The organism is Enterobacter cloacae complex sp. 382A5, from assembly GCF_050031095.1.
Taxonomy (GTDB): domain Bacteria; phylum Pseudomonadota; class Gammaproteobacteria; order Enterobacterales; family Enterobacteriaceae; genus Enterobacter; species Enterobacter cloacae.
Window position 1 is genome coordinate 449631 of record NZ_JBLGVK010000001.1, and the last position, 22481, is coordinate 472111.

The following is a 22481-nucleotide window of genomic DNA, read 5'->3' on the forward strand; positions in this document are numbered from 1 at the left end:
TAGCGTGAAATTACTAAAATAAATATGAAATCGCCAGACGCAAGGTCTGGCGATGGGGGTTCACAATCAGAGGAATGACTTGAACGGCAGGTCTGGCTCAATGGTGAAGCAATCATCGAAACCGCGTGGGTAGTGATACTCGAGATTGTCTTTGTCCAGCGGCCAGGTGAACTTGCCGCCTACCTGCCAGATAAATGGCTTGAAGCCATACTTCAGACGGTCTTTTTTCATCTCCCACAATACGCGGATTTCCTGCGGATCGGCCTGGAAGTTTGACCAGATATCGTGGTGGAAAGGAATCACTACTTTGGTGTTCAGTGCTTCCGCCATGCGCAGCATATCGGCGCTGGTCATTTTGTCGGTGATGCCGCGTGGGTTCTCGCCGTAGGAGCCCAGCGCCACGTCAATCTGATGCTCGTTACCATGCTTCGCATAGTAGTTGGAGTAGTGAGAATCACCGCTGTGGTACAGGGAACCGCCAGGGGTTTTAAACAGATAGTTCACTGCTCGCTCATCCATGCCGTCTGGCAGGACGCCTGCGGCTTTCTGGTCAGCAGGCAGGGTGATCAGCGCGGTGCGGTCAAAGGCGTCCAGCGCATGGATTTCAATGTCTTTAATTTTCACCACGTCGCCTGGCTTCATGACGATGCAGCGCTCTTTCGGCACGCCCCAGCCAATCCAGAGATCCACGCAGGTCTGCGGCCCGATAAACGGCACGTCGTCCGCGCAGTTTTGCATCACCGCTGCCGCCACGTTTACATCGATGTGATCGTTATGATCGTGGGTGGAAAGGACGGCGTCGATCTGGCGAATGGCAAAAGGATCAAGAACAAACGGCGTGGTACGCAGGTTCGGCTGCAATTTTTCGACACCTGCCATGCGCTGCATCTGATGACCTTTTTTCATCAGCGGATTGCCGTGGCTCTGTTTGCCGGTACCGCACCAGAAATCAACGCAAATATTGGCGCTACCCTCGGATTTCAGCCAGATGCCGGTGCAACCCAGCCACCACATTGCAAACGTACCAGGAGCAACCTGTTCCTGCTCAATCTCTTCATTCAGCCAGCTGCCCCATTCCGGGAAGGTGCTCAGAATCCATGATTCACGGGTGATGGTGTTCACTTTACTCATCGTTTTGACTCCTGGTTTAATCAAAAGTAATCATTTGGTGATTTGTTGTGATTAATGCTGGCACTCTTTGAATCGGTTTGCAACGAGTAAATTGAGGAAATTTATCTTCGCCATGTCACAGATAATCTATTTCTACGTTGTTAGAATATCCGCTATCAATGATTAATTGTATGAATTATAAGAAATAATTTATGCGTGGGAATCGATAGTGAAAATCATTACTAACACCATGGAAATAATTTGCGTGATACGTCACAAATAATCAAATGCAATCTTGTGGTGATTATTTGTGATTAATAGAGTGATGGCACCAACCGAACAGGGATTACCCCCTCGTGTTCTCATTTCTGGAGAGAGTTATGGAGATCCTCTACAACGTCTTTACCGTTTTTTTTAATCAGGTAATGACTAACGCCCCGCTTTTGCTGGGTATCGTGACGTGCCTGGGCTACATCCTTCTGCGCAAAAGCGTCAGCGTCATCATCAAAGGCACAATCAAAACCATCATCGGTTTCATGCTGCTGCAGGCGGGTTCAGGCATTCTGACCAGCACCTTTAAGCCTGTGGTTGCGAAGATGTCGGAGGTGTATGGCATCAACGGCGCCATCTCTGACACCTACGCGTCGATGATGGCCACCATTGACCGCATGGGAGATGCCTACAGTTGGGTAGGGTACGCGGTACTGCTCGCGCTGGCGTTGAACATCATTTACGTTCTGCTGCGCCGCATTACCGGCATCCGCACCATCATGCTGACTGGCCACATTATGTTCCAGCAGGCCGGGCTGATTGCGGTGTCTCTCTATATCTTCGGCTACCCCATGTGGACCACGATTATCTGCACCGCCGTGCTGGTATCGCTCTACTGGGGTATCACCTCCAACATGATGTACAAGCCGACGCAGGAGGTCACCGACGGCTGCGGTTTCTCTATCGGCCATCAGCAGCAATTCGCCGCCTGGCTCGCTTACAAGGTCGCACCGTACCTGGGTAAAAAAGAGGACAGCGTAGAAGATCTCAAGCTGCCGGGCTGGCTGAATATCTTCCACGACAACATCGTTTCAACCGCCATTGTGATGACCATCTTCTTCGGCGCCATTCTGCTCTCCTTCGGGATTGATGTGGTGCAGGCGATGGCGGGGAAAACGCACTGGACGGTTTATATCCTGCAGACCGGTTTCTCCTTCGCGGTAGCCATTTTCATCATTACCCAGGGCGTCCGTATGTTTGTTGCCGAACTGTCTGAAGCCTTTAATGGGATCTCCCAACGCCTGATTCCTGGTGCGGTGCTGGCCATTGACTGTGCGGCTATCTACAGCTTTGCGCCAAACGCGGTGGTCTGGGGCTTCATGTGGGGCACCATCGGCCAGTTGATTGCGGTAGGCATTCTGGTCGGCTGCGGCTCATCCATTCTGATTATTCCTGGCTTTATCCCAATGTTCTTCTCCAACGCCACCATTGGCGTCTTTGCTAACCACTTTGGCGGCTGGCGCGCGGCGCTCAAGATCTGTCTGGTGATGGGCATGGTGGAGATCTTCGGTTGCGTGTGGGCGGTCAAGCTCACCGGTATGAGCGCCTGGATGGGCATGGCGGACTGGTCAATCCTGGCACCGCCAATGATGCAGGGCTTTGCGTCCGTCGGGCTGGTCTTTATGGCCGTCATCATCCTGATTGCTCTGGCTTATATGTTCTTCGCTGGCCGTTCTCTGCGAGCTGAAGAAGATGCGGAAAAACAAACAGCAGAAGTTTCTGCTCACTAAGGAGTTTCGATTATGACCGTACGTATCCTGGCTGTGTGTGGCAATGGGCAAGGTAGCTCCATGATCATGAAGATGAAAGTGGACCAGTTTTTAACCCAGTCAAACATTGACCACACGGTGAACAGCTGTGCGGTGGGTGAATACAAAAGTGAACTGAACGGCGCCGATATCATCATCGCGTCTACCCATATCGCCGGTGAAATTAGCGTTTCTGGCAACAAGTATGTCGTGGGGGTACGCAATATGCTCTCCCCTGCGGATTTCGGCCCAAAACTGCTGGAAGTGATCAAAGCGCACTTCCCGCAGGACGTGAAGTAAGGACGCCACATGAAACTACGTGATTCGCTGGCAGAGAATAACTCCATCCTTTTACAGGCCGAGGCCAGCACCTGGCAGGAGGCGGTCAAGCTGAGCGTGGATCTGCTGGTTAAGGCTGATGTTGTCGAACCGCGGTATTACCAGGCCATTCTTGATGGTGTGGCGCAGCATGGTCCTTATTTTGTCATCGCGCCAGGCCTTGCAATGCCGCACGGTCGCCCGGAAGAGGGCGTGAAGAAAACCGGCTTCGCGCTGGTAACGCTGAAAACGCCTTTGGTGTTTAACCATGAAGATAACGACCCGGTCGACATCCTGATCACCATGGCGGCCGTCGATGCCAATACCCATCAGGAGGTTGGCATCATGCAGATCGTTAACCTGTTTGATGACGAAGCGAATTTTGATCGTTTACGCGCCTGCCGCACTGAGCAGGAAGTGCTGGATTTAATTGATAACGCCACAGCGGCGGCAGTTTAAGAAGGAATTGAAAATGTCATTACCAATGTTGCAGGTCGCGCTGGATAACCAGACTCTGTCCGATGCGTATGAAACCACCCGCTTGATTGCGGAAGAGGTGGATATTATCGAAGTTGGCACCATTCTGTGCGTAGGCGAAGGCGTGCGCGCCGTTCGCGATCTGAAAGCGCTCTACCCGCATAAAATCGTGCTGGCCGATGCCAAGATTGCCGATGCAGGCAAAATTCTCTCCCGCATGTGTTTTGAAGCCAATGCCGACTGGGTCACTGTGATCTGCTGTGCAGATATCAACACCGCGAAAGGCGCGCTGGATGTGGCGAAAGAGTTCAACGGCGATGTGCAGATTGAACTGACCGGTTTCTGGACCTGGGAACAGGCCCAGGCGTGGCGCGATGCTGGCATTCAGCAGGTCGTTTATCACCGCAGCCGTGATGCGCAGGCCGCCGGCGTAGCGTGGGGAGACGCGGATATCAGCGCCATTAAACGTCTTGCTGACATGGGCTTTAAAGTGACCGTTACTGGTGGCCTGGCGCTGGAAGATCTGCCGCTGTTTAAAGGTATCCCTATTCACGTCTTTATCGCGGGTCGCAGCATTCGTGATGCCGCGTCTCCGGTGGAAGCGGCACGTCAGTTCAAACGTTCAATCGCTCAGCTTTGGGGCTAAGGAGCGGGTATGTTGTCTAAACAGGTCCCGCTTGGCATCTATGAAAAGGCACTCCCTGCGGGGGAGTGCTGGCTGGAGCGGCTGAAACTGGCGAAACAGTTGGGCTTCGATTTTGTCGAAATGTCCGTGGATGAGACCGATGAACGTCTTTCTCGCCTCGACTGGAGCCAGGAGCAGCGTCTGGCGCTGGTGAGTGCGGTCGCCGAAACGGGCGTGCGCGTGCCGTCTATGTGCCTCAGTGCCCACCGCCGTTTTCCGCTTGGCAGTGAAGATGATACGGTGCGCGCGCAGGGGCTGGAGATCATGCGTAAAGCCATTCGTTTTGCGCAGGATGTGGGTATTCGCGTGATACAGCTTGCGGGGTATGACGTTTACTATCAGGAAGCCAATGACGAAACGCGTCGTCGTTTTCGTGATGGCCTGAAAGAGAGCGTTGAAATGGCTAGCCGCGCGCAGGTGACGCTGGCGATGGAGATCATGGACTATCCGTTAATGAACTCGATCAGCAAGGCGTTGGGCTACGCGCATTACCTGAACAATCCGTGGTTCCAGCTCTATCCTGATATCGGCAACCTGTCGGCGTGGGATAACGACGTACAAATGGAACTGCTGGCGGGGATGGGCCATATCGTCGCGGTTCATGTCAAAGATACGCGTCCTGGGGTATTCAAAAACGTTCCGTTCGGCACCGGGGTGGTGGATTTCGAACGGTGCTTCCAGACGCTCAAACAGGCGGGGTATTGCGGACCTTACCTGATTGAGATGTGGAGCGAAACGTCAGATGACCCGGCAGGTGAAGTGGCTAACGCTCGCGACTGGGTACGGGAACGTATGGCACGGGCCGGCTTACTGGAGGCTGAATATGCTTAAGCTTAAGCAGCAGGTCTTTGACGCTAATATGGATCTCCCGCGCTATGGGCTGGTGACCTTCACCTGGGGAAACGTCAGTGCTATCGACCGAGAGCAGGGACTCGTAGTGATTAAGCCTAGCGGCGTGGCATATGACGCCATGAGCCCTGACGATATGGTGGTGGTTGATCTTGAGGGTAACGTTGTCGACGGCAAATGGCGCCCTTCTTCAGACACAGCCACCCATCTGGCGCTCTACCGGCGTTACCCTTCTCTGGGCGGCGTAGTGCATACGCACTCTACGCATGCCACAGCCTGGGCGCAGGCGGGGCGGGCCATTCCGGCTCTGGGAACCACGCATGCGGACTACTTCTTTGGTGACATTCCGTGCACGCGGGCACTCACGCAGACAGAAGTGGAAGGCGAGTACGAGCTCAACACTGGCAACGTCATTATCGAAACGCTGGGTGAGAGCGAACCGCTGCATACGCCGGGCATTGTGGTCTATCAGCACGGTCCGTTCGCCTGGGGAAAAGATGCGCATGACGCTGTCCATAACGCGGTAGTCATGGAGGAGGTGGCACGCATGGCGTGGATTGCTCGCGGCATCAACCCACAGCTTCAGGGCATTGATGATTACCTGATGAACAAGCATTTCATGCGCAAGCACGGTCCAAACGCCTATTACGGACAGAAGTGAATAAGTGCTCTGGAATACCGAAAACAGTTGTAACCGGTGGTATTTCAGAGCCATTCATAAAAAAAAGCCCCCGGGCAGGGGGCAAGTAAAACGATGGCTATATTCTTTTTGTTGGCTTTCCTGGTGCTAGCGTCAAAGCGTTATCGGTAAATATCTGCACTGGCGTGCATGTTGCCGTTGCTGCCGGGCTCACGCATCAGAATAACGTGGTAGTAATTTGCCCCCTGAGCATCGGTTTCTTTATTAAGCGCCTGATCTGCTTCGCTCTCTGTGGCGAAATGGTGATTGATGTAAATAACGCCTAAGCTCTGCACATCATCCATGTTTCTGGCCTGTCGGCTGTCTATCTTGATGGCTGCCATCGCGTTTGCACTGAGCAAAAGCGCAGCCATTACGGCAATTGCGATTTTTTTCATGATATGCGCTCCACGACTGCGTGCTGTGAGACGGTTGTTTGCTCCCCTCCGGTATTTATATGGTCTCTGATTAAAGTGTAATCACTTATCCGGCGAGGATGCGTGACCATTTCTGATGCAGTTGTTCAAAAAAACAACGCTTCCTGATGTGGTTAATTTTAAATCACCCACTTAGACCAGCTTTGCGGTTTGTGCGAATTATTTGTGCAATCAGCTTGAGTTTCCTGGGGGGCGCAAGTATTATGACGCGTCAATTTTTCAGCCGACCTTTAACACGTTCCTTGCCTCCCCGGGCCTCGGCTGACCCAGACAGGAGGCTGAATAATCCGTAAGGAGCAATTCGATGCGTCATTACGAAATCGTTTTTATGGTCCATCCTGACCAGAGCGAACAGGTTCCGGGTATGATCGAGCGTTACTCTGCTGCCATCACTGGTGCAGAAGGTACGATCCACCGTCTGGAAGACTGGGGCCGCCGTCAGCTGGCTTACCCGATCAACAAACTGCACAAAGCACACTACGTTCTGATGAACGTTGAAGCTCCGCAGGAAGTGATCGATGAGCTGGAAACTACCTTCCGCTTCAACGATGCCGTTATCCGCAGCATGGTTATGCGTACCAAACACGCAGTTACCGAAGCATCTCCGATGGTTAAAGCGAAAGACGAGCGCCGTGAGCGTCGCGATGATTTCGCAAACGAAACCGCAGATGATTCTGATGCTGGGGATTCTGAAGAGTAATTTCTGATGACCAACCGTCTGGCGTTGTCCGGCATCGTATGCAGGGCTCCCCTTCGAAAGGTCAGTCCATCAGGAATTCCGCATTGCCAGTTCGTGCTTGAGCATCGTTCTGTGCAAGAGGAAGCCGGGTTTCACCGGCAGGCGTGGTGCCAAATGCCCGTTATCATTAGCGGACACGAAAACCAGGCCATTACTCACAGTTTAACGGTCGGTAGTGCAGTAATCGTTCAGGGGTTCATCTCTTGCCACAAGGCAAAGAACGGTCTGAGCAAAATGGTTCTGCATGCCGAGCAGATTGATTTGATAGATTCTGGAGACTAGCCATATGGCACGTTATTTCCGTCGTCGCAAGTTCTGCCGTTTCACCGCGGAAGGCGTTCAAGAGATCGACTATAAAGATATCGCAACGCTGAAAAACTACATCACCGAAAGCGGTAAGATTGTCCCAAGCCGTATCACCGGTACTCGTGCAAAATACCAGCGTCAGCTGGCTCGCGCTATCAAACGCGCTCGCTACCTGTCTCTGCTGCCGTACACTGATCGTCATCAGTAATCGGGCACGGTCCATTAATACGACTTTAAGAGGATAAGGTAATGCAAGTTATTCTGCTTGATAAAGTAGCAAACCTGGGCAGCCTGGGTGATCAGGTAAACGTTAAAGCGGGCTACGCTCGTAACTTCCTGGTTCCACAGGGCAAAGCTGTTCCTGCTACCAAGAAAAACGTAGAGTTTTTCGAAGCACGTCGTGCTGAACTGGAAGCCAAACTGGCTGACGTTCTGGCGGCTGCTAACGCTCGCGCTGAAGCAATCAACGCACTGGGCACTGTTACCATCGCTTCCAAAGCTGGCGACGAAGGTAAACTGTTCGGTTCCATCGGTACCCGCGATATCGCTGATGCAGTTTCTGCAGCAGGCGTTAAAGTGGCTAAGAGCGAAGTTCGTCTGCCGAACGGCGTTCTGCGTACCACTGGTGAGCACGAAGTTGACTTCCAGGTTCACAGCGAAGTGTTCGCTAAACTGGTTGTTAACGTTGTAGCTGAGTAATTTTTTACTCTGCTCGCGTCGAAGCGCCGGCCTTGTGCCGGCGTTTTGCTTTTTAAAACCTGACGAACCTCTCTTTTAGCTTGTATGGTCGCGATTCCTGACGCATTCTCTGATAATAAAATGAAACGCAATTTTATCTTTGAGATTTGCCATGGAAACCGCTCTGTCTACGCCTGTCTTTGCCCGTCGCAATGTGGCCTACGCCTGCGCCACACTCTGCTGTCTGCTCTGGGGTAGCTCTTACCCGGCCATTAAAAGTGGCTATGAACTCTTTCAGATCGCAACCGATGATATCCCGTCAAAAGTCGTCTTTGCCGGATACCGTTTTCTGTTTGCCGGAGCATTGCTGCTGCTGTTTGCGCTGGCACAGCGTAAACCCATCGCCAGGCTCACGCCCACGCAGTTTGGCCAGCTTACGATCCTGGGACTGACGCAGACCACCATTCAGTACACCTTCTTTTATATCGGGCTGGCATACACCACGGGCGTTAATGGCTCGATCATGAACGCCACCGGCACATTCTTCAGCGTACTGCTGGCGCATTTTATCTACCACAACGACAAGCTCAGCTATAACAAAACGCTGGGCTGTATTCTGGGGTTTGCAGGGGTGATGCTGGTGAATTTCCACAGTGGTATTCGTGATTTCCGCTTTGTCTGGAATGGCGACGGGTTTGTGGTGCTGGCGGCGTTCATCCTCTCCGCCGCCACGCTTTACGGCAAACGGATTTCCCAGACGGTTGATCCCACGGTGATGACCGGCTGGCAGCTGGGCATTGGTGGTCTTGCGCTGGTGGCAGGGGGATATGCAACGGGCGGGACGCTGGAGGTGCATAGCCTTACCGCGGTGGCGGTATTAGGGTATCTGACGTTGCTCTCATCCGTCGCCTTCGCCCTGTGGAGCGCGCTACTGAAAGTGAACCGCGTCAGTATGATTGCCCCGTTCAACTTTGTGATTCCCGTCGCCGGGACGGTACTGTCCGCTATTTTCCTCGGCGAAAACATCCTTGATATTAAATACGCGATTGCGCTGGTGCTGGTCTGCTCGGGGATCTGGTGGGTGAATAAACGGAGTGCCTGAGAACAAAAGTGCCGGGTGGCGGCTTCGCCTTACCCGGCCTACGCCATTACCGTGCTCTGATAAAACTGCCGTCTGGCTGGCGGGTAAACAGCACCTGTTGGCCATTACCCGTATCAATCGTTAGCCCGGTGACCACGCCGCTGGCATTCTGGCGGATCTGCACCATCTGGCCGTTCTGCAGGTTACTGAGCGGCTTGCCCGCACCTTCTACCTGGGCCATCGCATAGACATCGGTTGGCGGCAGGTTATGGTCGCGGAACAGCTGGGCAAGTGTTTTGCCCGCCTCCACGCGGTAGGAACGCCATTGCTGCTCAATGCCGGTTGGCTGCTGCGTCTGGGGTTCAGATGGGGCTGCGGCCTGCTCCTGCGGCTGTTCTTCCTGAATAGGCTCTGGCTCAACCGGTGCAACCTGTCCCGGATCGTTAGACGGCGTCACAAGCTGTGTCTGCATGGGCTGCGCATCAGGCTGCGGGCGCGTTTGTGACTGAAGATCCAGTTGCGCATTGCGGGTGACCGGTGCGGTGTCGACATCATCGCCGCCAGAAGGGAGCAGGAAACCGACGATCACCAGCAGCGCGCCTATGATAATCCCTCTGCGATGCAGAGGAGGTAGCGGGTCCATAATGCGAAAATTGTCCGGCGCATGCCAGATTTTCGCCAGGGTAGGTTTCAGTTCAAATCGCCCGGGCATGGCTCTCCTCCTGCTCCGCGTCTTTTTTATCCTGTGCTCCGAAGTATAGTTCGCTAACTGCCTGAACGGCGTAGCAAACCCGACATCCGTGACATCCATTCGGGATTAATCCTGGTTACCTCTATTGTTTCTGTTTCGTCGCAGTTTGTCACCTTAACTTCAGACAAAGTTTTACCCATAAGGGCATGGCTGCTATGCTGCCCGCTACTTTAAATGTGATGGAAGGAAAACCCATGACCACCCCGACTTTTGACACTATCGAAGCGCAGGCAAGTTACGGTATCGGCTTGCAGGTAGGACAGCAACTGAGCGAATCCGGCCTGGAAGGTCTGTTACCAGAAGCGCTGGTGGCGGGTATCGCTGACGCGCTGGAAGGCAAACAGCCAGCCGTTCCGGTTGATGTTGTGCACCGTGCGCTGCGTGAAATCCACGAACGTGCGGACGCTGTGCGTCGCGCACGCTTCGAAGAGATGGCGGCAGAAGGCGTGAAATATCTGGAAGAGAACCGTGAGCGTGAAGGCGTGAACAGCACCGAGTCTGGCCTGCAGTTCCGCGTGATCAACCAGGGCGACGGCGCTATCCCGGCACGCACTGACCACGTTCGTGTGCACTACACCGGTAAACTGATCGACGGTACCGTGTTCGACAGCTCTGTTGCACGCGGCGAACCGGCTGAATTCCCGGTTAACGGCGTTATCGCAGGCTGGATTGAGGCTCTGACCCTGATGCCAGTCGGCTCCAAATGGGAACTGACTATCCCACACAACCTGGCGTACGGTGAGCGTGGCGCTGGCGCGTCCATCCCACCATTCAGCACCCTGGTGTTTGAAGTCGAGCTGCTGGAAATCCTGTAATCGGCTTTTCTTATTTCCTCTCTCCGTCCGGGGAGAGGAAAATAGTGTTAAAACCTATAGTTACGACGGAATCAATATTTTATCTTGCAAACGAAACTGTTGCGTGTATTTTTGTGAGCTGTTTCGCGCTGTATGAGTGATATGACACTCACTTCCAACATATTATTAACATAATATCTAAATCATAGTATTCATCCCGCCGATTCTTACCTAATATCGATAAACCCTTACAAAGGGACCGTCATTTATTTGACGTTTTTAAAGGCCAGTAGAGCCTTAACAACACAGACAGGCATAAACAGGAAAATTACATGGTAGATCAGGTCAAAGTCGCCGCGACAGAAGAGGCGACGTCTGAACAGTCGCTACGGCGCAATCTCACAAACCGTCATATTCAGCTTATCGCCATCGGGGGTGCCATCGGTACCGGGCTGTTTATGGGCTCAGGCAAAACCATCAGTCTTGCCGGGCCGTCGATCATTTTCGTTTATATGATCATCGGTTTTATGCTCTTTTTTGTGATGCGTGCAATGGGTGAATTGCTGCTCTCCAACCTCGAATACAAATCTTTCAGCGATTTTGCTTCCGACCTGCTCGGTCCCTGGGCGGGTTATTTCACCGGCTGGACCTACTGGTTCTGCTGGGTCGTAACCGGCATGGCGGATGTCGTCGCCATTACTGCCTATGCGCAGTTCTGGTTCCCGGGGCTGTCGGACTGGGTCGCCTCGCTGGCGGTGATTGTTCTGCTGCTGAGCCTCAACCTCGCCACCGTTAAGATGTTCGGTGAGATGGAGTTCTGGTTCGCGATGATCAAGATTGTCGCTATTGTGGCGCTGATTGTGGTGGGCCTGGTAATGGTGCTGACGCACTTCCAGTCGCCAACCGGCGTACAGGCTTCGTTTACCCATCTGTGGAATGACGGCGGCTGGTTCCCGAAAGGCATCAGCGGCTTCTTTGCCGGCTTCCAGATTGCGGTATTTGCCTTTGTGGGGATTGAACTTGTCGGAACCACCGCTGCGGAAACCAAAGACCCGGAAAAATCCCTGCCGCGTGCAATCAACTCCATTCCGGTTCGTATCATCATGTTCTACGTCTTTGCGTTGATCATTATTATGTCCGTGACGCCGTGGAGCTCGGTTGTGCCAAGCAAGAGCCCATTTGTTGAACTGTTCGTGCTGGTGGGACTGCCTGCGGCAGCGAGCCTGATTAACTTCGTGGTGCTGACATCTGCAGCGTCATCGGCGAACAGCGGAGTGTTCTCAACCAGCCGCATGCTGTTTGGCCTGGCGCAGGAAGGCGTTGCGCCGAGCGCGTTCGCGAAGCTCTCTAAGCGTGCTGTTCCGGCGAAAGGGCTGACGTTCTCCTGCATGTGCCTGTTGGGTGGGGTGGTAATGCTCTACGTAAACCCGAGCGTTATCGGTGCGTTCACCATGATCACCACCGTTTCGGCGATCCTGTTTATGTTCGTCTGGACGATCATCCTTTGTTCGTACCTGGTGTATCGTAAACAGCGTCCGCATCTGCATGAGAAATCGATCTATAAGATGCCGCTGGGCAAGCTGATGTGCTGGGTGTGCATGGCGTTCTTCGCGTTCGTTCTGGTTCTGCTGACGCTGGAAGATGACACCCGTCAGGCGCTGATCGTCACGCCGCTGTGGTTCATTGCCCTGGGATTGGGCTGGCTGTTCATTGGTAAGAAACGAATGGCAGGCGTAAGGTAAAAGCAAAACGGCAACTTCGGTTGCCGTTTTTAGTTTTTGCACCCTCTCCCCGTGGGAGAGGGCCGGGGTGAGGGCATCAGGCTTCATTGGCCTTTTTATTCACCCGCTAATGCACGCGGGAACAGAACGTTATTCTCAAGACTGATGTGTTCCATCAGGTCATCGATCATCTCGTTAATGCCGTTGTACATCGCTTTCCATGTGGTGCAGGCTTCTGGCGGCGGCGTGACGTTATTGGTCGTGTGTTTGATGACTTCCAGCAGTTCACCCGCGTCGTCATGTTCGCTTTCCATCACGCTAATTGGCCCCATCGCCTGGCTGCCCATTCCCTGTTTAATCATCGGGAAGAGGATCTGCTCTTCTTTCATCATGTGGCTGGTGAGTTCTTCATGCAGCATGGTCAGGTATTTCGCCAGGCCGCGCGGCACGGAAGGCTTGTCGGCATGAACGCGCTCCACTTTGGTGGCCTGCAGGATCAGCTCCGGCAGTTGTTCACGGTGGCGGTCGTGGTAACGCACGATAATGTGGTCGATGATTTCGGCAAGCGGGGCCGTGCGCCACTCTTTGTCGATGGGTTGCTCTGCCAGCAGGGCCAGCTCCGCTTCAATAACCTCTACATCCAGCTCTTTGCGCGAGGCAGCACGTGCCAGAGTTTGCTTACCGCCGCAGCAGTAATCCATGTCGTATTTACGAAACAGCGCAGAAGCGCGAGGGATGGAGAGCGCCAGCTCGCCGAGTGGTTGGTCGCGGAAGGCCATAGCAGTTACCTCATCATCAAGAATATAAGATGCATATTAAATGCATCTTTAAGGCGGCGCTATAACCCTTTAGAGGCAAGGGTGAAAATGAGATGTAAGTCACAAAAAATTAGCGTGTTTAACTCACTGAATGAATGCAGAAAATAACTTTAGAAACTTTTTTAACGTGGAGAAACAGTAAACAACCCGCCGCGCCTGCCGATATATCCACGTCAGACAAACCTGCATATTACAAAGGCAACGCATGTTTAAACGTATAAAAGTCATTACCCTTTTGATTTCGGTGCTGCTTGTGCTCGGCATCATGCAACTCGTTTCCGCCGGTATCTTTATCAACGCGCTGAATAACGATAAAGACAATTTCACCGTGTCGCAGCTATCCAGCAAGAACGTGGCGGAGTTTACCGATGCATGGATCAGCCTGAACCAGGCGCGCGTCACCCTGAACCGCGGCATGCTGCGTCTGCAAAGCAGCATGGCATCGCAGATTAACGGCGGACAGCTCAATGAGCTGGTAAACACGGCGAAAAACCTGCTGGCCAATGCCCAGTCTCATTACGACAAATACTATGCTTTGCCGAATACCCCAGGGCTGGATCCCAACCTGGCGAATCGCCTGGAAGAGCAGTACCGCAATTACTCCGCGACGCTGACCCAAATGAACGTTTTGCTCTCTCAGGGCAATCTGGAAGAGATGTTCAAGCAGAATGCAGAGCAGAAACAGACCGCGATGCAAAACGTTTACCGGGAATGGCGTGAAGCCCAGGCCGTACTTACGGATAAAGGGATCAAAGATAACGAAAGTGATTACAAGCGTATCCTGTGGATCCTCTCTGCGGTCATGCTGTTGGTAATTATCGTGATTATCTCCAGCTGGATTGCCATGCGCCGCGTGCTGCTGTTGCCGCTGCAGGATGTGATAAGTCATATCCGCGCCATTGCCGCCGGTGATTTAACCCAGCCGATCCATGCAGAGGGTAAAAACGAGATGGCCGTGCTGGCGCAAAACGTCCAGGAGATGCAAACCGCGCTGGCAAACACCGTGGGCGTGGTTCGTGAAGGTGCGGATACCATTTACACCGGTGCGGGGGAAATCTCTGCGGGCAGTAACGATCTCTCTTCCCGTACCGAGCAGCAGGCTGCCTCGCTGGAAGAGACGGCTGCCAGCATGGAGCAGCTGACGGCAACGGTGAAACAAAACGCCGACAATGCCCGTCAGGCTTCCCGTCTGGCGCTTGATGCCTCTTCAACGGCGAAGAAGGGCGGTAACGTTGTAGAAGGCGTGGTGCGCACAATGGACGAAATCGCCACCAGTTCCAGCAAAATTGCGCAAATTACCAATGTCATTGACGGCATTGCCTTCCAGACGAACATCCTGGCTCTTAACGCGGCAGTTGAAGCGGCGCGCGCAGGTGAGCAGGGGCGTGGCTTTGCGGTGGTAGCCGGAGAAGTGCGTACGCTCGCTCAGCGCAGCGCCCAGGCGGCGAAAGAGATTAAAGCGCTGATTGATGACTCTGGTGAGCGAGTTAACGCAGGCTCGCAACTGGTGAACGAAGCCGGGGCCACTATGGCGGAGATTGTTAACGCTGTTACTCGCGTCACCGACATTATGGGTGAAATTGCCTCTGCGTCTGATGAGCAGAGCCGCGGGATCGACCAGGTGGGCCAGGCGGTGGCAGAGATGGATCGTGTTACCCAACAGAACGCCTCGCTGGTGGAAGAGTCTGCGGCCGCAGCGGCCGCGCTGGAAGACCAGGCGGCACGCCTGAACGACGCGGTGGCGGTGTTTAAAATTGCCCGCAGCCAGGCGGTGAAGGCGGCTCCGGCGAAAACCTATGCGCCAAAAGCGCAGCCCGTCGCTTCTGCGTCTGAAGCCAACTGGGAAACGTTTTAAAAGCTTGCCCGGAGGCGGCTACGCCTGACCGGGCCTACGTTTTTGCAGGCCCTGCAAACGCCTCACATCTCCGACGCCGGAACGACCATCGGTTTTTCCGGCTTCGCTCTTACCGCCATCACTACCCCCATCACCAGCAGCACTATTCCACAGGCCGTTAACAGCGGCGGTACGCTCTGGCGCATCAGGAAGGTGTACAGCAACCCGGCCAGCGTTTCGAAGACAATCAGCGGCCCTAAGATCACCGTGGGCAGTTTCTGGCTGGCGATATTCCAGCACAGCGCACCCACCCAGGAACAGAGCACAGCGATAGCGATCATCAGCCCGACAAAGACCCACGGCCGCGGCCCGAAAGGGAGGGCGAAGTCCGGTTGTTGCTGCGCAGACCAGAGGCACGCCCCGGCATAGCCCACCAGCGAGACCGGCAGCGTCACCAGCGCCTGTGCCGTTGCCCACATCATCGGATGTTTATCCGGGTTCTCCCGCAACCATCGCGCGTTACGCAGGGCATACCAGGCCCAGCAGGCGACGGAAATAAACGCTAAACCGATCCCCGAACCGTAACGCCAGACGCTGAAATCAGCGAGCCCGTGGCGAAGCTCGGCAATATTCACACAGACCAGCCCGACGCCCGTGCAGATCAGCGCGGGTACCATTTTTGACCATGCCAGTTTGCCATCGCGCTGGCTGTACAGCAGGTTCGCAAAGACGGGGATAACGACAGGCAGCGTGCCGATAATCATGGTCGATACCGGCGCGCCGGTACGCTGAATGGCGCTCGCCAGGCAGACGTAATAGATAAGGTTGCCCATCATGGTCAGCGCCAGCGCGGTCATCCAGTCCTGGCGGTTGAGCTGACGTAAACGCGTACGACCGAGCCAGGCCAGCGGCAGGGCAATCAGCCCCAGCGCCAGATAGCGTCCGGTTGACTGCAGGGCCGCCGGATACTCGGGCACAATCAGCGGGCCGACAAAAATCAGCCCCCACATCAGCCCTGCCAGCAGGGCATACAACACGCCACTAATCATTATTCCATCCACATCAATTGACTTTGTACTCAGTGTAGAAAGGGGGATTGCGCGCGTATTGTATGAGATTGCGCATCAGCGCCCGATAACTTGTTTCTGGTAGCGGACGGGCGTAATCCCGTAGCGGCGGGTAAACGCGCGGGTTAAATGCGACTGGTCGGTCAGCCCGGTCGCGGCGGCCACTTCGGCGGCGGGCATGCCGTGCGTAAGGAAGCCTTTGGCGCGCCACAGGCGAATAGCCATCAGCATCTGGTGCGGCGTGACGTGGAAATGGGCTTTAAACTGGCGCTGAAAATGGTAAGGGCTGAGAGAAACCACGTTGGCCAACTCGTCCAGCGTCACGGCGTGCATGTAGTTGTCGTGCAGATATTCGCGTACCCGTTCGAACCGGTGCGCGCCTTCCTTAATTATTGGGGCGTGATGGGCCAACGGTTGGAAGGTCTCAATCAGATCCAGCAGCAGTCCTTTTTGCGCAAGCGGGTCCTGGGTATGCCACAGGCCGTAGATCAGCTGGCCGATTTGCTGCGAACGCAGCGGGTCGTGGCGGGTCACGTCGCTGAACCACCAGTGGCGCAGGCCAGTCACCTCTTCCAGTAAAGCGGGTTCGATGTAGACCATCCGGTAGCGCCAGCCGCCTTCGGCGGCCGATTCACCGGTGTGGATCTCGTCCGGGTTCATGGTGACAACGGATTTTTCAGCGGCCAGGTGCTGAGTACCGCGATAGCGAAAGCGCTCGGCACCGGTTTCGATGGTGCCGATGCCGAAGGCTTCGTGCGTGTGAGGCTCAAAGGCGTAGTCAGCGATATGCGCGTGATAAAGTTCCAGACCCGGCAACTGCGCCAGATGGCGAAAGCGCGCGCTGTCTCTCTCATCGCTAAATTGTTCCGGTACGCCTTGCACGGTGAGCCTCCTCGTGGGTCATCGCTTCATTATCAGAGATGACCCGAGGGGATGCCACAAAAAATAACCAATCCGTAACAATTACAGGATGGCCTTGACGCTCTCCGCCAGAGAGGTCGTTGGTCGCCCAATCAGTTTGCTCAGCGTATGGCTATCGTCAAAGAGCCCGCCTTTAGATGCGCCCACATCAGAGTCCGCCAGCATATCCGCCAGCCCGGCAGGCAGGCCGACACTCTTCAGCGCAGCGGCGAAATCCGCTTCGCTCATGTTCTGATAAACCACCGGTTTACCGCTCTGCTTGCTCAGTTCAGCCGCCAGTTCGCTCAGCGTCCACGCGCTGTCGCCTGCCAGTTCATAGACCTTGCCAGCGTGGCCCTCTTCCGAAACCACTTTTGCCGCCGCCGCCGCGTAATCCGCACGGGTGGCTGAGGCGATTTTGCCTTCACCTGCGGCACCGATAAACACGCCGTGTTCCAGCGCAGGCGGCGCGCTCGCCAGATAGTTTTCGGTATACCAGCCGTTGCGCAGCAGGGCATAAGGAATGTCGGATGTTGCCAGCGCTTTTTCCGTAGCAACATGCTCAACGTGCAGGCCCAGCGGTGAGTTATCCGCATGCAGCAGGCTGGTGTAGGCGATAAATGTCACGCCAGCCGCTTTGGCAGCGTTGATGACGTTCTGGTGCTGCGTGGCGCGCTGACCCACTTCGCTGGATGAGATCAGCAGCAGTTTCTCCACACCCTTCAGCGCCGTGGTCAACGCGGCCTGGTCGGTGTAATCGCCCTGACGAACCATAATACCCTGCTGGCTCAGGGCTTCCGCTTTCGCCGGGTTACGCACAATGGCGACAATCTGGTTTGCCGGGACGGTTTTTAACAGCTGTTCGATAACGAGGCGGCCAAGCTGGCCGGTAGCGCCGGTAATCGCGATCATGATCAATCTCCTTCGTGTTTGTCTGGTGTTGTGGCACACTAGCACCATAACTAACTTTTAGTAAGTACGTACAAAAAGGTAAGTATTAAATGACGATACCGACACTCAGCGAACAAATACGCGATGGCAATCTCTTCGCGGAGCAGTGCCCGTCCAGAGAGGTGCTCAAACATGTCACCAGCCGCTGGGGGGTTCTGATCCTGGTGGCGCTACGTGAGGGAACGCACCGCTTCAGCGATCTGCGCCGTAAAATGGGCGGCGTGAGCGAGAAGATGCTGGCCCAGTCGCTGCAGGCACTGGAGCATGACGGTTTTGTCGATCGCGTTTCGTATCCTGTTGTACCGCCGCACGTTGAGTATAGCCTGACGCAGCTTGGCGTAGAGGTGAGCGAGAAAGTGGCAGCGCTGGCGGATTGGATAGAGGTGAATACGCCAAAAGTAATGGCGAACCGGGATGAGCGGGCAGCGTAATAGCCGGGAATGTGCGGTCTGATGCCCTCACTCTAACCCTCTCCCACAGGGCTGAGGGTTCCCCAGTAATTTTTTACCGAAAGCGATGAATGTTGTTTCAGGAAAATGAATGATTTACAGCGACGCCCTGGTCCGGCTGTAAATCGCTGAGGCGTTTCCTGCAGGCCGGGGCGAGGCGCATGGATGCGCCGAGAGGGCGGCTTTACAGGGACGTTACATCCGCCCGTCCCCGATAAGCCGGAAGGAATAAGCCGAGGGCACCGCGAAGCGGCGATTTACCGCCGGGAGCCCGGGTCGCCAGGGCGGCGGCGATTGAGCCGCCCTGGCACGTTCACAAGTCATGCCGTTACAGAGTAGCAAGGAACATAAAGTGAACGGAATGACCTCTACACCCATATGTTCCCCCTCACCCCAACCCTCTCCCTCAAGGGAGAGGGGGTCCTCCGTGCAGGCATTATTTTATGGGGATCCCTCAGCCCACAGGGAGAGGGAATAAACACTAAAAACGGCAACGTGCGTTGCCGTTTTGCTTTTACTTACTTAAATCCACCTGATAAATGGCGAACCCGATATCATCCGTCGCAACCTTCTTCATAGGATACTGCGCCTTCTCCTTAATAAACGCCGCAGCCTTATCCGACGGAGACGTTTCAATGCGAATATCCAGTGGGGTATCGCTGTGGATCGGGGCCAGACGCCAGTTGTTATCGACCGCCGGATGAATTTCTCCCGCCTTTTTCGACTCTGCGCTGATCCAGGCGGCCAGCACTGAGCGGTTCTCATCCGGAGAAGCAAAGGCAATGTGGCTATCGCCGGTGCCGGCAAATTTGCCGCCATACGCGCGATAGTTATTGGTCACCACCAGGAAGGTGGCCGCCGGATCGACAGGCTTGCCCTTGAAGGTCAGGTTTTTGATGCGCTCTGCCTGCGGGTTAATCGCCTGGCACTCACCGTCATATTTCGCCGGCTGGGTGACATCAATCTGATAATCCACCCCGTCGATAACGTCGAAGTTATAGGTGCGGAACCCGTCCCAGTTAATCAACGACTGCGGCTTGCTGCTCTTCGGATCGATCTGGTTAAACTGCCCGGCGGAGCATTCCAGCCACTCTTTCACCTCTTTACCCGTTGCTTTAACCACGACCAGCGTGTTCGGGTAGAGATAGAGATCGGCGGCGTTACGGAACGTCAGCTGGCCTTTTTCCACTTCAACATAGCTGGCCGGGTCATTTTTACGTCCGCCCACTTTGAACGGTGCGGCGGCGGAAAGCACCGGCAGGTTGGCTAAGTCCGGATCGCCCTGAACAAAATGTTCGGCATAGGCTTTCTGCGCCATATTGACCACCTGAACGGTCGGGTCATCCTGTACCAGCGCCAGATAGCTGTACATGTTGTCGGCGGATTTGCCGATCGGCTTGCTAACGAACTCGCGTGTGGCGTCGTGGTCATGTTTGAGCACGTCGAGGAGTTTTTGGTCTTCAGCCACCAGTGATTTTTTGGCGGCAGCATCGTAGATGGGGCGCGCTTCGGCTTTGGATCCGGTCACCTTCCAGCTGCCGCTGTCGTTATTGAGCACCAGATCCACCACGCCAAGATGGTCGCCCCACATGCCGGGCATTACCGCCGGCACGCCGTTGAGCGTTCCCTTGTCGATATCTGCCCCTTTGATGCTGGCAAAATCCTTACCCGGGAAGACCGCATGAGCGTGGCCGAAGAGGATCGCGTCCACGCCCGGCACTTCGCTCAGGTAGTAAACCGAGTTTTCCGCCATCACCTGGTACGGATCGGCAGAGAGGCCCGAGTGGGCGACAACGACCACAACATCCGCCCCTTTTTCACGCATCTCCGGTACGTATTGACGCGTCGTTTCGGTGATGTCGTTAACGGTGACTTTGCCGGTGAGATTGGCTTTATCCCAGGTCATGATCTGGGGCGGTACAAAGCCGATGTAGCCAATTTTCAGCGTCTGCTTTTTACCGTCCTGATCAACAACCTCGGTCTCTTTAATCAGATAAGGGGTGAAAAGCGGCTTTTTGGTCTTAACGTCGATAATATTGGCGTTAACGTACGGGAATTTTGCGCCTGCCAGCGCATCGTGCAGGTATTTCAGACCATAGTTGAATTCGTGGTTACCGAGGTTGCCGACGGTATAATCCAGGGTGTTCATCGCTTTATACACCGGGTGGATCTCGCCTTTTTTCAGCCCCTTTGCCGCCATGTAGTCACCCAGCGGACTCCCCTGAATCAAATCACCGTTGTCGACCAGCACGCTATTTTTCACTTCATTGCGGGCGGCATTGATCAAACTTGCCGTGCGTACCAGTCCGAATTTTTCCGTAGGGGTATCTTTGTAGTAATCGAAGTCCATCATATTGCTGTGCAGGTCGGTGGTTTCCAGAATACGGAGATCGACCGTCGCCGCCTGTACGCTCGCTGCAATCAGCGTCGCCAGGAGCGTTGCGCTAAACTTAATCATCAGAGGAGTCCTTTTTTCGATCCAGGCCACAAAAGAATATGTATCTATCTTTTGTTGCTTACAGAAGTGTGAATCCTGCCAGAAAAAAGGGCGATGAAACCGGAATTGCTTCACAGATAGCGGAATTGTTCACATTACGATATAAATAAAACAAAGAGTTATACCCACTGCGTTAACGAAGAGGTGGAGAATGTTAGATAAAATTTGTCAGCTCGCACGGGATGCGGGCGATGCCATCATGCAGGTGTATGATGGCGCACAACCGATGAACGTTGTCAGCAAGGCGGATGATTCCCCGGTCACGGCGGCGGATATCGCGGCGCATGGCGTGATCATGAAAGGGCTACAGGCACTCACGCCAGAGATCCCCGTGCTCTCCGAAGAAGCGCCGCAGAGCTGGGATGAGCGTCAGCACTGGCAGCGTTACTGGCTGGTCGATCCTCTGGACGGCACCAAAGAGTTTATCAAGCGTAACGGTGAATTCACCGTGAATATCGCCCTGATCGACAAGGGCAAGGCGGTGCTTGGGGTGGTCTACGCGCCGGTGATGAAAGTGATGTACAGCGCCGCAGAAGGCAAGGCCTGGAAGGAAGAGTGTGGTGTCCGCAAGCCGATCCAGGTGCGCGATGCGCGCCCTCCGCTGGTGGTCATCAGCCGCTCGCACAGCGACAGCGAGTTGGAAGAGTACCTGCAACAGCTGGGCGAACATCAGACGACCTCGATTGGCTCCTCGCTGAAATTCTGTCTGGTGGCGGAGGGGCAGGCGCAGCTCTATCCTCGTTTCGGGCCGACGAACATCTGGGACACGGCAGCCGGCCACGCGGTAGCCGCGGCCGCGGGTGCGCATGTTCATGACTGGCAGGGCAAGCCGCTGGACTACACCCCGCGCGAATCATTCCTCAATCCAGGCTTCCGGGTCTCTCTTTACTGAGCCAGCAGCTTGTGCAGCAGATCAACCACCTGCTGCACCTCTTCCTGGGTTAACGCCCCGTCTTTTACCCACTGCACCTGGCCGTTTTTATCCAGCACGATAATCGCGGAACTCTCTTCCTCAAGCCGCCAGGCTTTGCGCGTCACGCCGTTGCTGTCGACAATAAACTGCGACCACGGGTAGAGCTTTTTGTTGCTCTCAAGGCTTGAGCGCACAAACATCCCGGAGCCAGGGATGGCATCGTCGGTGTTCACAATGGTGGTGGTCTGATAGCGGTCATGCGGGAATTTTGCGGCCTTGATCGCTTCCACCAGGTTTGCGTTTTTCTCTTTTGCAGATGTACGACCGGCAATATGTTGTACAACTCTCACTTTGCCCGCCAGTTGCGCGCTATTCCACGGTTTGTAGCTAAACTTATCGTTGTCGAGAATCAATTCTCCCCGGTCAGCAATGCCGACTGGCGGTACGCGTTGTCCTTTTTCAATGTTGTGGGCACTCGCCCACAGGGGCAGGAGCAGGCATGCGGCTGCAAGAATGCTACGTAGGGTCATGGTGTTTCCTTATTGTATGCAGGTGATCCGACCACTTGGTCTTACGCTTTTAATCATAAGTGCGATCAATGGGCTTTTCCCGCAATCCCGATGCCAGT

General features: G+C 54.7%; 25 protein-coding genes. 16 read left to right on the forward strand and 9 right to left on the reverse strand.

The window, feature by feature from the left end:
* Positions 1-66: 66 nt before the first annotated feature.
* Positions 67-1131 carry an L-ascorbate 6-phosphate lactonase gene (gene ulaG, locus ACQG2G_RS02130; RefSeq protein ID WP_058683938.1) on the reverse strand — a complete coding sequence of 355 codons (1065 nt, stop codon included), beginning with the start codon at positions 1129-1131 and terminating at the stop codon, positions 67-69.
* A 359-nt stretch (positions 1132-1490) separates the two neighbouring features.
* Here ulaG and ulaA point away from each other — a divergent pair, with 359 nt between their 5' ends.
* The 6 genes from ulaA to ACQG2G_RS02160 are packed head-to-tail and all read left to right on the forward strand — an operon-like array spanning position 1491 to position 5899.
* Positions 1491-2891: a PTS ascorbate transporter subunit IIC gene (ulaA, locus tag ACQG2G_RS02135; protein ID WP_013095302.1), complete on the forward strand. Its 1401-nt coding sequence runs from the start codon at positions 1491-1493 to the stop codon at positions 2889-2891.
* 12 nt (positions 2892-2903) lie between these two features.
* On the forward strand, positions 2904-3209 hold the full coding sequence (gene ulaB, locus ACQG2G_RS02140) for a PTS ascorbate transporter subunit IIB (protein ID WP_004109091.1): 306 nt from the start codon (positions 2904-2906) through the stop codon (positions 3207-3209).
* 9 nt (positions 3210-3218) lie between these two features.
* A complete protein-coding gene (gene ulaC / locus ACQG2G_RS02145) occupies positions 3219-3686 on the forward strand; it encodes a PTS ascorbate transporter subunit IIA (RefSeq protein ID WP_013095304.1) in 468 nt (155 codons plus the stop codon).
* 13 nt (positions 3687-3699) lie between these two features.
* Positions 3700-4350 carry a 3-keto-L-gulonate-6-phosphate decarboxylase UlaD gene (gene ulaD, locus ACQG2G_RS02150; RefSeq protein ID WP_013095305.1) on the forward strand — a complete coding sequence of 217 codons (651 nt, stop codon included), beginning with the start codon at positions 3700-3702 and terminating at the stop codon, positions 4348-4350.
* 9 nt (positions 4351-4359) lie between these two features.
* Positions 4360-5220 (forward strand): L-ribulose-5-phosphate 3-epimerase, encoded by an 861-nt coding sequence (locus ACQG2G_RS02155; protein WP_013095306.1) that lies wholly within the window; start codon positions 4360-4362, stop codon positions 5218-5220.
* Positions 5213-5899: an L-ribulose-5-phosphate 4-epimerase gene (locus ACQG2G_RS02160; RefSeq protein ID WP_013095307.1), complete on the forward strand. Its 687-nt coding sequence runs from the start codon at positions 5213-5215 to the stop codon at positions 5897-5899. The genes ACQG2G_RS02155 and ACQG2G_RS02160 overlap by 8 nt, the downstream gene beginning before the upstream one ends.
* A 140-nt stretch (positions 5900-6039) precedes the next feature.
* Here the strand turns inward: ACQG2G_RS02160 and yjfY are convergent, their stop codons facing one another.
* Positions 6040-6315, reverse strand: a complete 276-nt coding sequence (gene yjfY, locus ACQG2G_RS02165; protein WP_013095308.1) for a DUF1471 family protein YjfY — start codon at positions 6313-6315, stop codon at positions 6040-6042.
* A 343-nt stretch (positions 6316-6658) separates the two neighbouring features.
* Between yjfY and rpsF the strand changes: the two genes are divergently transcribed.
* From rpsF to ACQG2G_RS02190, 5 genes are all read left to right on the forward strand, one after another.
* On the forward strand, positions 6659-7054 hold the full coding sequence (gene rpsF, locus ACQG2G_RS02170) for a 30S ribosomal protein S6 (RefSeq protein ID WP_003856034.1): 396 nt from the start codon (positions 6659-6661) through the stop codon (positions 7052-7054).
* Positions 7055-7060: 6 nt separating this feature from the next.
* Positions 7061-7375, forward strand: coding sequence for a primosomal replication protein N (priB, locus tag ACQG2G_RS02175; RefSeq protein ID WP_008502895.1), 315 nt, complete (start codon positions 7061-7063; stop codon positions 7373-7375).
* A 4-nt stretch (positions 7376-7379) separates the two neighbouring features.
* On the forward strand, positions 7380-7607 hold the full coding sequence (gene rpsR / locus ACQG2G_RS02180; RefSeq protein ID WP_000135199.1) for a 30S ribosomal protein S18: 228 nt from the start codon (positions 7380-7382) through the stop codon (positions 7605-7607).
* Positions 7608-7648: 41 nt separating this feature from the next.
* Complete coding sequence (gene rplI, locus ACQG2G_RS02185; protein ID WP_008502894.1) at positions 7649-8098, forward strand: 50S ribosomal protein L9; 450 nt, start codon at positions 7649-7651, stop codon at positions 8096-8098.
* 151 nt (positions 8099-8249) lie between these two features.
* On the forward strand, positions 8250-9179 hold the full coding sequence (locus ACQG2G_RS02190; protein WP_248766738.1) for a DMT family transporter: 930 nt from the start codon (positions 8250-8252) through the stop codon (positions 9177-9179).
* A gap of 46 nt (positions 9180-9225) precedes the next feature.
* On the opposite strand, the gene ACQG2G_RS02195 is transcribed toward ACQG2G_RS02190, so the two are convergent.
* Positions 9226-9870 carry an OapA family protein gene (locus tag ACQG2G_RS02195; RefSeq protein WP_062934798.1) on the reverse strand — a complete coding sequence of 215 codons (645 nt, stop codon included), beginning with the start codon at positions 9868-9870 and terminating at the stop codon, positions 9226-9228.
* A 233-nt stretch (positions 9871-10103) separates the two neighbouring features.
* Here ACQG2G_RS02195 and fklB point away from each other — a divergent pair, with 233 nt between their 5' ends.
* Positions 10104-10724, forward strand: coding sequence for an FKBP-type peptidyl-prolyl cis-trans isomerase (fklB, locus tag ACQG2G_RS02200; protein ID WP_008502892.1), 621 nt, complete (start codon positions 10104-10106; stop codon positions 10722-10724).
* A gap of 311 nt (positions 10725-11035) precedes the next feature.
* A complete protein-coding gene (cycA, locus tag ACQG2G_RS02205; protein WP_013095311.1) occupies positions 11036-12445 on the forward strand; it encodes a D-serine/D-alanine/glycine transporter in 1410 nt (469 codons plus the stop codon).
* Between the two features lie 95 nt (positions 12446-12540).
* On the opposite strand, the gene ytfE is transcribed toward cycA, so the two are convergent.
* Positions 12541-13203, reverse strand: coding sequence for an iron-sulfur cluster repair protein YtfE (ytfE, locus tag ACQG2G_RS02210; protein ID WP_020684394.1), 663 nt, complete (start codon positions 13201-13203; stop codon positions 12541-12543).
* A gap of 244 nt (positions 13204-13447) precedes the next feature.
* Between ytfE and ACQG2G_RS02215 the strand changes: the two genes are divergently transcribed.
* A complete protein-coding gene (locus ACQG2G_RS02215) occupies positions 13448-15097 on the forward strand; it encodes a methyl-accepting chemotaxis protein (RefSeq protein WP_013095313.1) in 1650 nt (549 codons plus the stop codon).
* Positions 15098-15159: 62 nt separating this feature from the next.
* On the opposite strand, the gene ACQG2G_RS02220 is transcribed toward ACQG2G_RS02215, so the two are convergent.
* The 3 genes from ACQG2G_RS02220 to ACQG2G_RS02230 form a co-directional block, all read right to left on the reverse strand.
* Entirely contained in the window at positions 15160-16125 is a 966-nt protein-coding gene (locus ACQG2G_RS02220) for a DMT family transporter (protein WP_023619710.1), read from the reverse strand.
* A 75-nt stretch (positions 16126-16200) separates the two neighbouring features.
* The gene (locus ACQG2G_RS02225) at positions 16201-17025 is read right to left on the reverse strand and encodes an AraC family ligand binding domain-containing protein (protein WP_061772057.1); all 825 of its coding nucleotides are present in this window, start codon (positions 17023-17025) and stop codon (positions 16201-16203) included.
* Positions 17026-17106: 81 nt separating this feature from the next.
* A complete protein-coding gene (locus tag ACQG2G_RS02230; RefSeq protein ID WP_061772056.1) occupies positions 17107-17955 on the reverse strand; it encodes an SDR family oxidoreductase in 849 nt (282 codons plus the stop codon).
* Between the two features lie 89 nt (positions 17956-18044).
* Here ACQG2G_RS02230 and ACQG2G_RS02235 point away from each other — a divergent pair, with 89 nt between their 5' ends.
* Positions 18045-18425 carry a winged helix-turn-helix transcriptional regulator gene (locus ACQG2G_RS02235; protein WP_061772055.1) on the forward strand — a complete coding sequence of 127 codons (381 nt, stop codon included), beginning with the start codon at positions 18045-18047 and terminating at the stop codon, positions 18423-18425.
* A gap of 532 nt (positions 18426-18957) precedes the next feature.
* Here the strand turns inward: ACQG2G_RS02235 and ACQG2G_RS02240 are convergent.
* The gene (locus ACQG2G_RS02240; protein ID WP_061772054.1) at positions 18958-20901 is read right to left on the reverse strand and encodes a bifunctional 2',3'-cyclic-nucleotide 2'-phosphodiesterase/3'-nucleotidase; all 1944 of its coding nucleotides are present in this window, start codon (positions 20899-20901) and stop codon (positions 18958-18960) included.
* Positions 20902-21091: 190 nt separating this feature from the next.
* On the opposite strand from ACQG2G_RS02240, the gene cysQ reads away from it, so the two are divergent.
* Positions 21092-21832: a 3'(2'),5'-bisphosphate nucleotidase CysQ gene (gene cysQ, locus ACQG2G_RS02245; protein ID WP_013095322.1), complete on the forward strand. Its 741-nt coding sequence runs from the start codon at positions 21092-21094 to the stop codon at positions 21830-21832.
* Here the strand turns inward: cysQ and ACQG2G_RS02250 are convergent.
* The gene (locus ACQG2G_RS02250; protein ID WP_061772052.1) at positions 21826-22383 is read right to left on the reverse strand and encodes a YtfJ family protein; all 558 of its coding nucleotides are present in this window, start codon (positions 22381-22383) and stop codon (positions 21826-21828) included. The two genes, cysQ and ACQG2G_RS02250, sit on opposite strands and share 7 nt — an antisense overlap.
* Positions 22384-22481: the final 98 nt, after the last annotated feature.

What these genes read in the sequence shown, in the direction of transcription:
- ulaG (WP_058683938.1), bottom strand. Translation starts at nt 1,131, where the DNA reads ATGAGTAAAGTGAACACCATCACCCGTGAATCATGGATTCTGAGCACC.
- ulaA (WP_013095302.1), top strand. Translation starts at nt 1,491, where the DNA reads ATGGAGATCCTCTACAACGTCTTTACCGTTTTTTTTAATCAGGTAATG.
- ulaB (WP_004109091.1), top strand. Translation starts at nt 2,904, where the DNA reads ATGACCGTACGTATCCTGGCTGTGTGTGGCAATGGGCAAGGTAGCTCC.
- ulaC (WP_013095304.1), top strand. Translation starts at nt 3,219, where the DNA reads ATGAAACTACGTGATTCGCTGGCAGAGAATAACTCCATCCTTTTACAG.
- ulaD (WP_013095305.1), top strand. Translation starts at nt 3,700, where the DNA reads ATGTCATTACCAATGTTGCAGGTCGCGCTGGATAACCAGACTCTGTCC.
- ACQG2G_RS02155 (WP_013095306.1), top strand. Translation starts at nt 4,360, where the DNA reads ATGTTGTCTAAACAGGTCCCGCTTGGCATCTATGAAAAGGCACTCCCT.
- ACQG2G_RS02160 (WP_013095307.1), top strand. Translation starts at nt 5,213, where the DNA reads ATGCTTAAGCTTAAGCAGCAGGTCTTTGACGCTAATATGGATCTCCCG.
- yjfY (WP_013095308.1), bottom strand. Translation starts at nt 6,315, where the DNA reads ATGAAAAAAATCGCAATTGCCGTAATGGCTGCGCTTTTGCTCAGTGCA.
- rpsF (WP_003856034.1), top strand. Translation starts at nt 6,659, where the DNA reads ATGCGTCATTACGAAATCGTTTTTATGGTCCATCCTGACCAGAGCGAA.
- priB (WP_008502895.1), top strand. Translation starts at nt 7,061, where the DNA reads ATGACCAACCGTCTGGCGTTGTCCGGCATCGTATGCAGGGCTCCCCTT.
- rpsR (WP_000135199.1), top strand. Translation starts at nt 7,380, where the DNA reads ATGGCACGTTATTTCCGTCGTCGCAAGTTCTGCCGTTTCACCGCGGAA.
- rplI (WP_008502894.1), top strand. Translation starts at nt 7,649, where the DNA reads ATGCAAGTTATTCTGCTTGATAAAGTAGCAAACCTGGGCAGCCTGGGT.
- ACQG2G_RS02190 (WP_248766738.1), top strand. Translation starts at nt 8,250, where the DNA reads ATGGAAACCGCTCTGTCTACGCCTGTCTTTGCCCGTCGCAATGTGGCC.
- ACQG2G_RS02195 (WP_062934798.1), bottom strand. Translation starts at nt 9,870, where the DNA reads ATGCCCGGGCGATTTGAACTGAAACCTACCCTGGCGAAAATCTGGCAT.
- fklB (WP_008502892.1), top strand. Translation starts at nt 10,104, where the DNA reads ATGACCACCCCGACTTTTGACACTATCGAAGCGCAGGCAAGTTACGGT.
- cycA (WP_013095311.1), top strand. Translation starts at nt 11,036, where the DNA reads ATGGTAGATCAGGTCAAAGTCGCCGCGACAGAAGAGGCGACGTCTGAA.
- ytfE (WP_020684394.1), bottom strand. Translation starts at nt 13,203, where the DNA reads ATGGCCTTCCGCGACCAACCACTCGGCGAGCTGGCGCTCTCCATCCCT.
- ACQG2G_RS02215 (WP_013095313.1), top strand. Translation starts at nt 13,448, where the DNA reads ATGTTTAAACGTATAAAAGTCATTACCCTTTTGATTTCGGTGCTGCTT.
- ACQG2G_RS02220 (WP_023619710.1), bottom strand. Translation starts at nt 16,125, where the DNA reads ATGATTAGTGGCGTGTTGTATGCCCTGCTGGCAGGGCTGATGTGGGGG.
- ACQG2G_RS02230 (WP_061772056.1), bottom strand. Translation starts at nt 17,955, where the DNA reads ATGATCGCGATTACCGGCGCTACCGGCCAGCTTGGCCGCCTCGTTATC.
- ACQG2G_RS02235 (WP_061772055.1), top strand. Translation starts at nt 18,045, where the DNA reads ATGACGATACCGACACTCAGCGAACAAATACGCGATGGCAATCTCTTC.
- ACQG2G_RS02240 (WP_061772054.1), bottom strand. Translation starts at nt 20,901, where the DNA reads ATGATTAAGTTTAGCGCAACGCTCCTGGCGACGCTGATTGCAGCGAGC.
- cysQ (WP_013095322.1), top strand. Translation starts at nt 21,092, where the DNA reads ATGTTAGATAAAATTTGTCAGCTCGCACGGGATGCGGGCGATGCCATC.
- ACQG2G_RS02250 (WP_061772052.1), bottom strand. Translation starts at nt 22,383, where the DNA reads ATGACCCTACGTAGCATTCTTGCAGCCGCATGCCTGCTCCTGCCCCTG.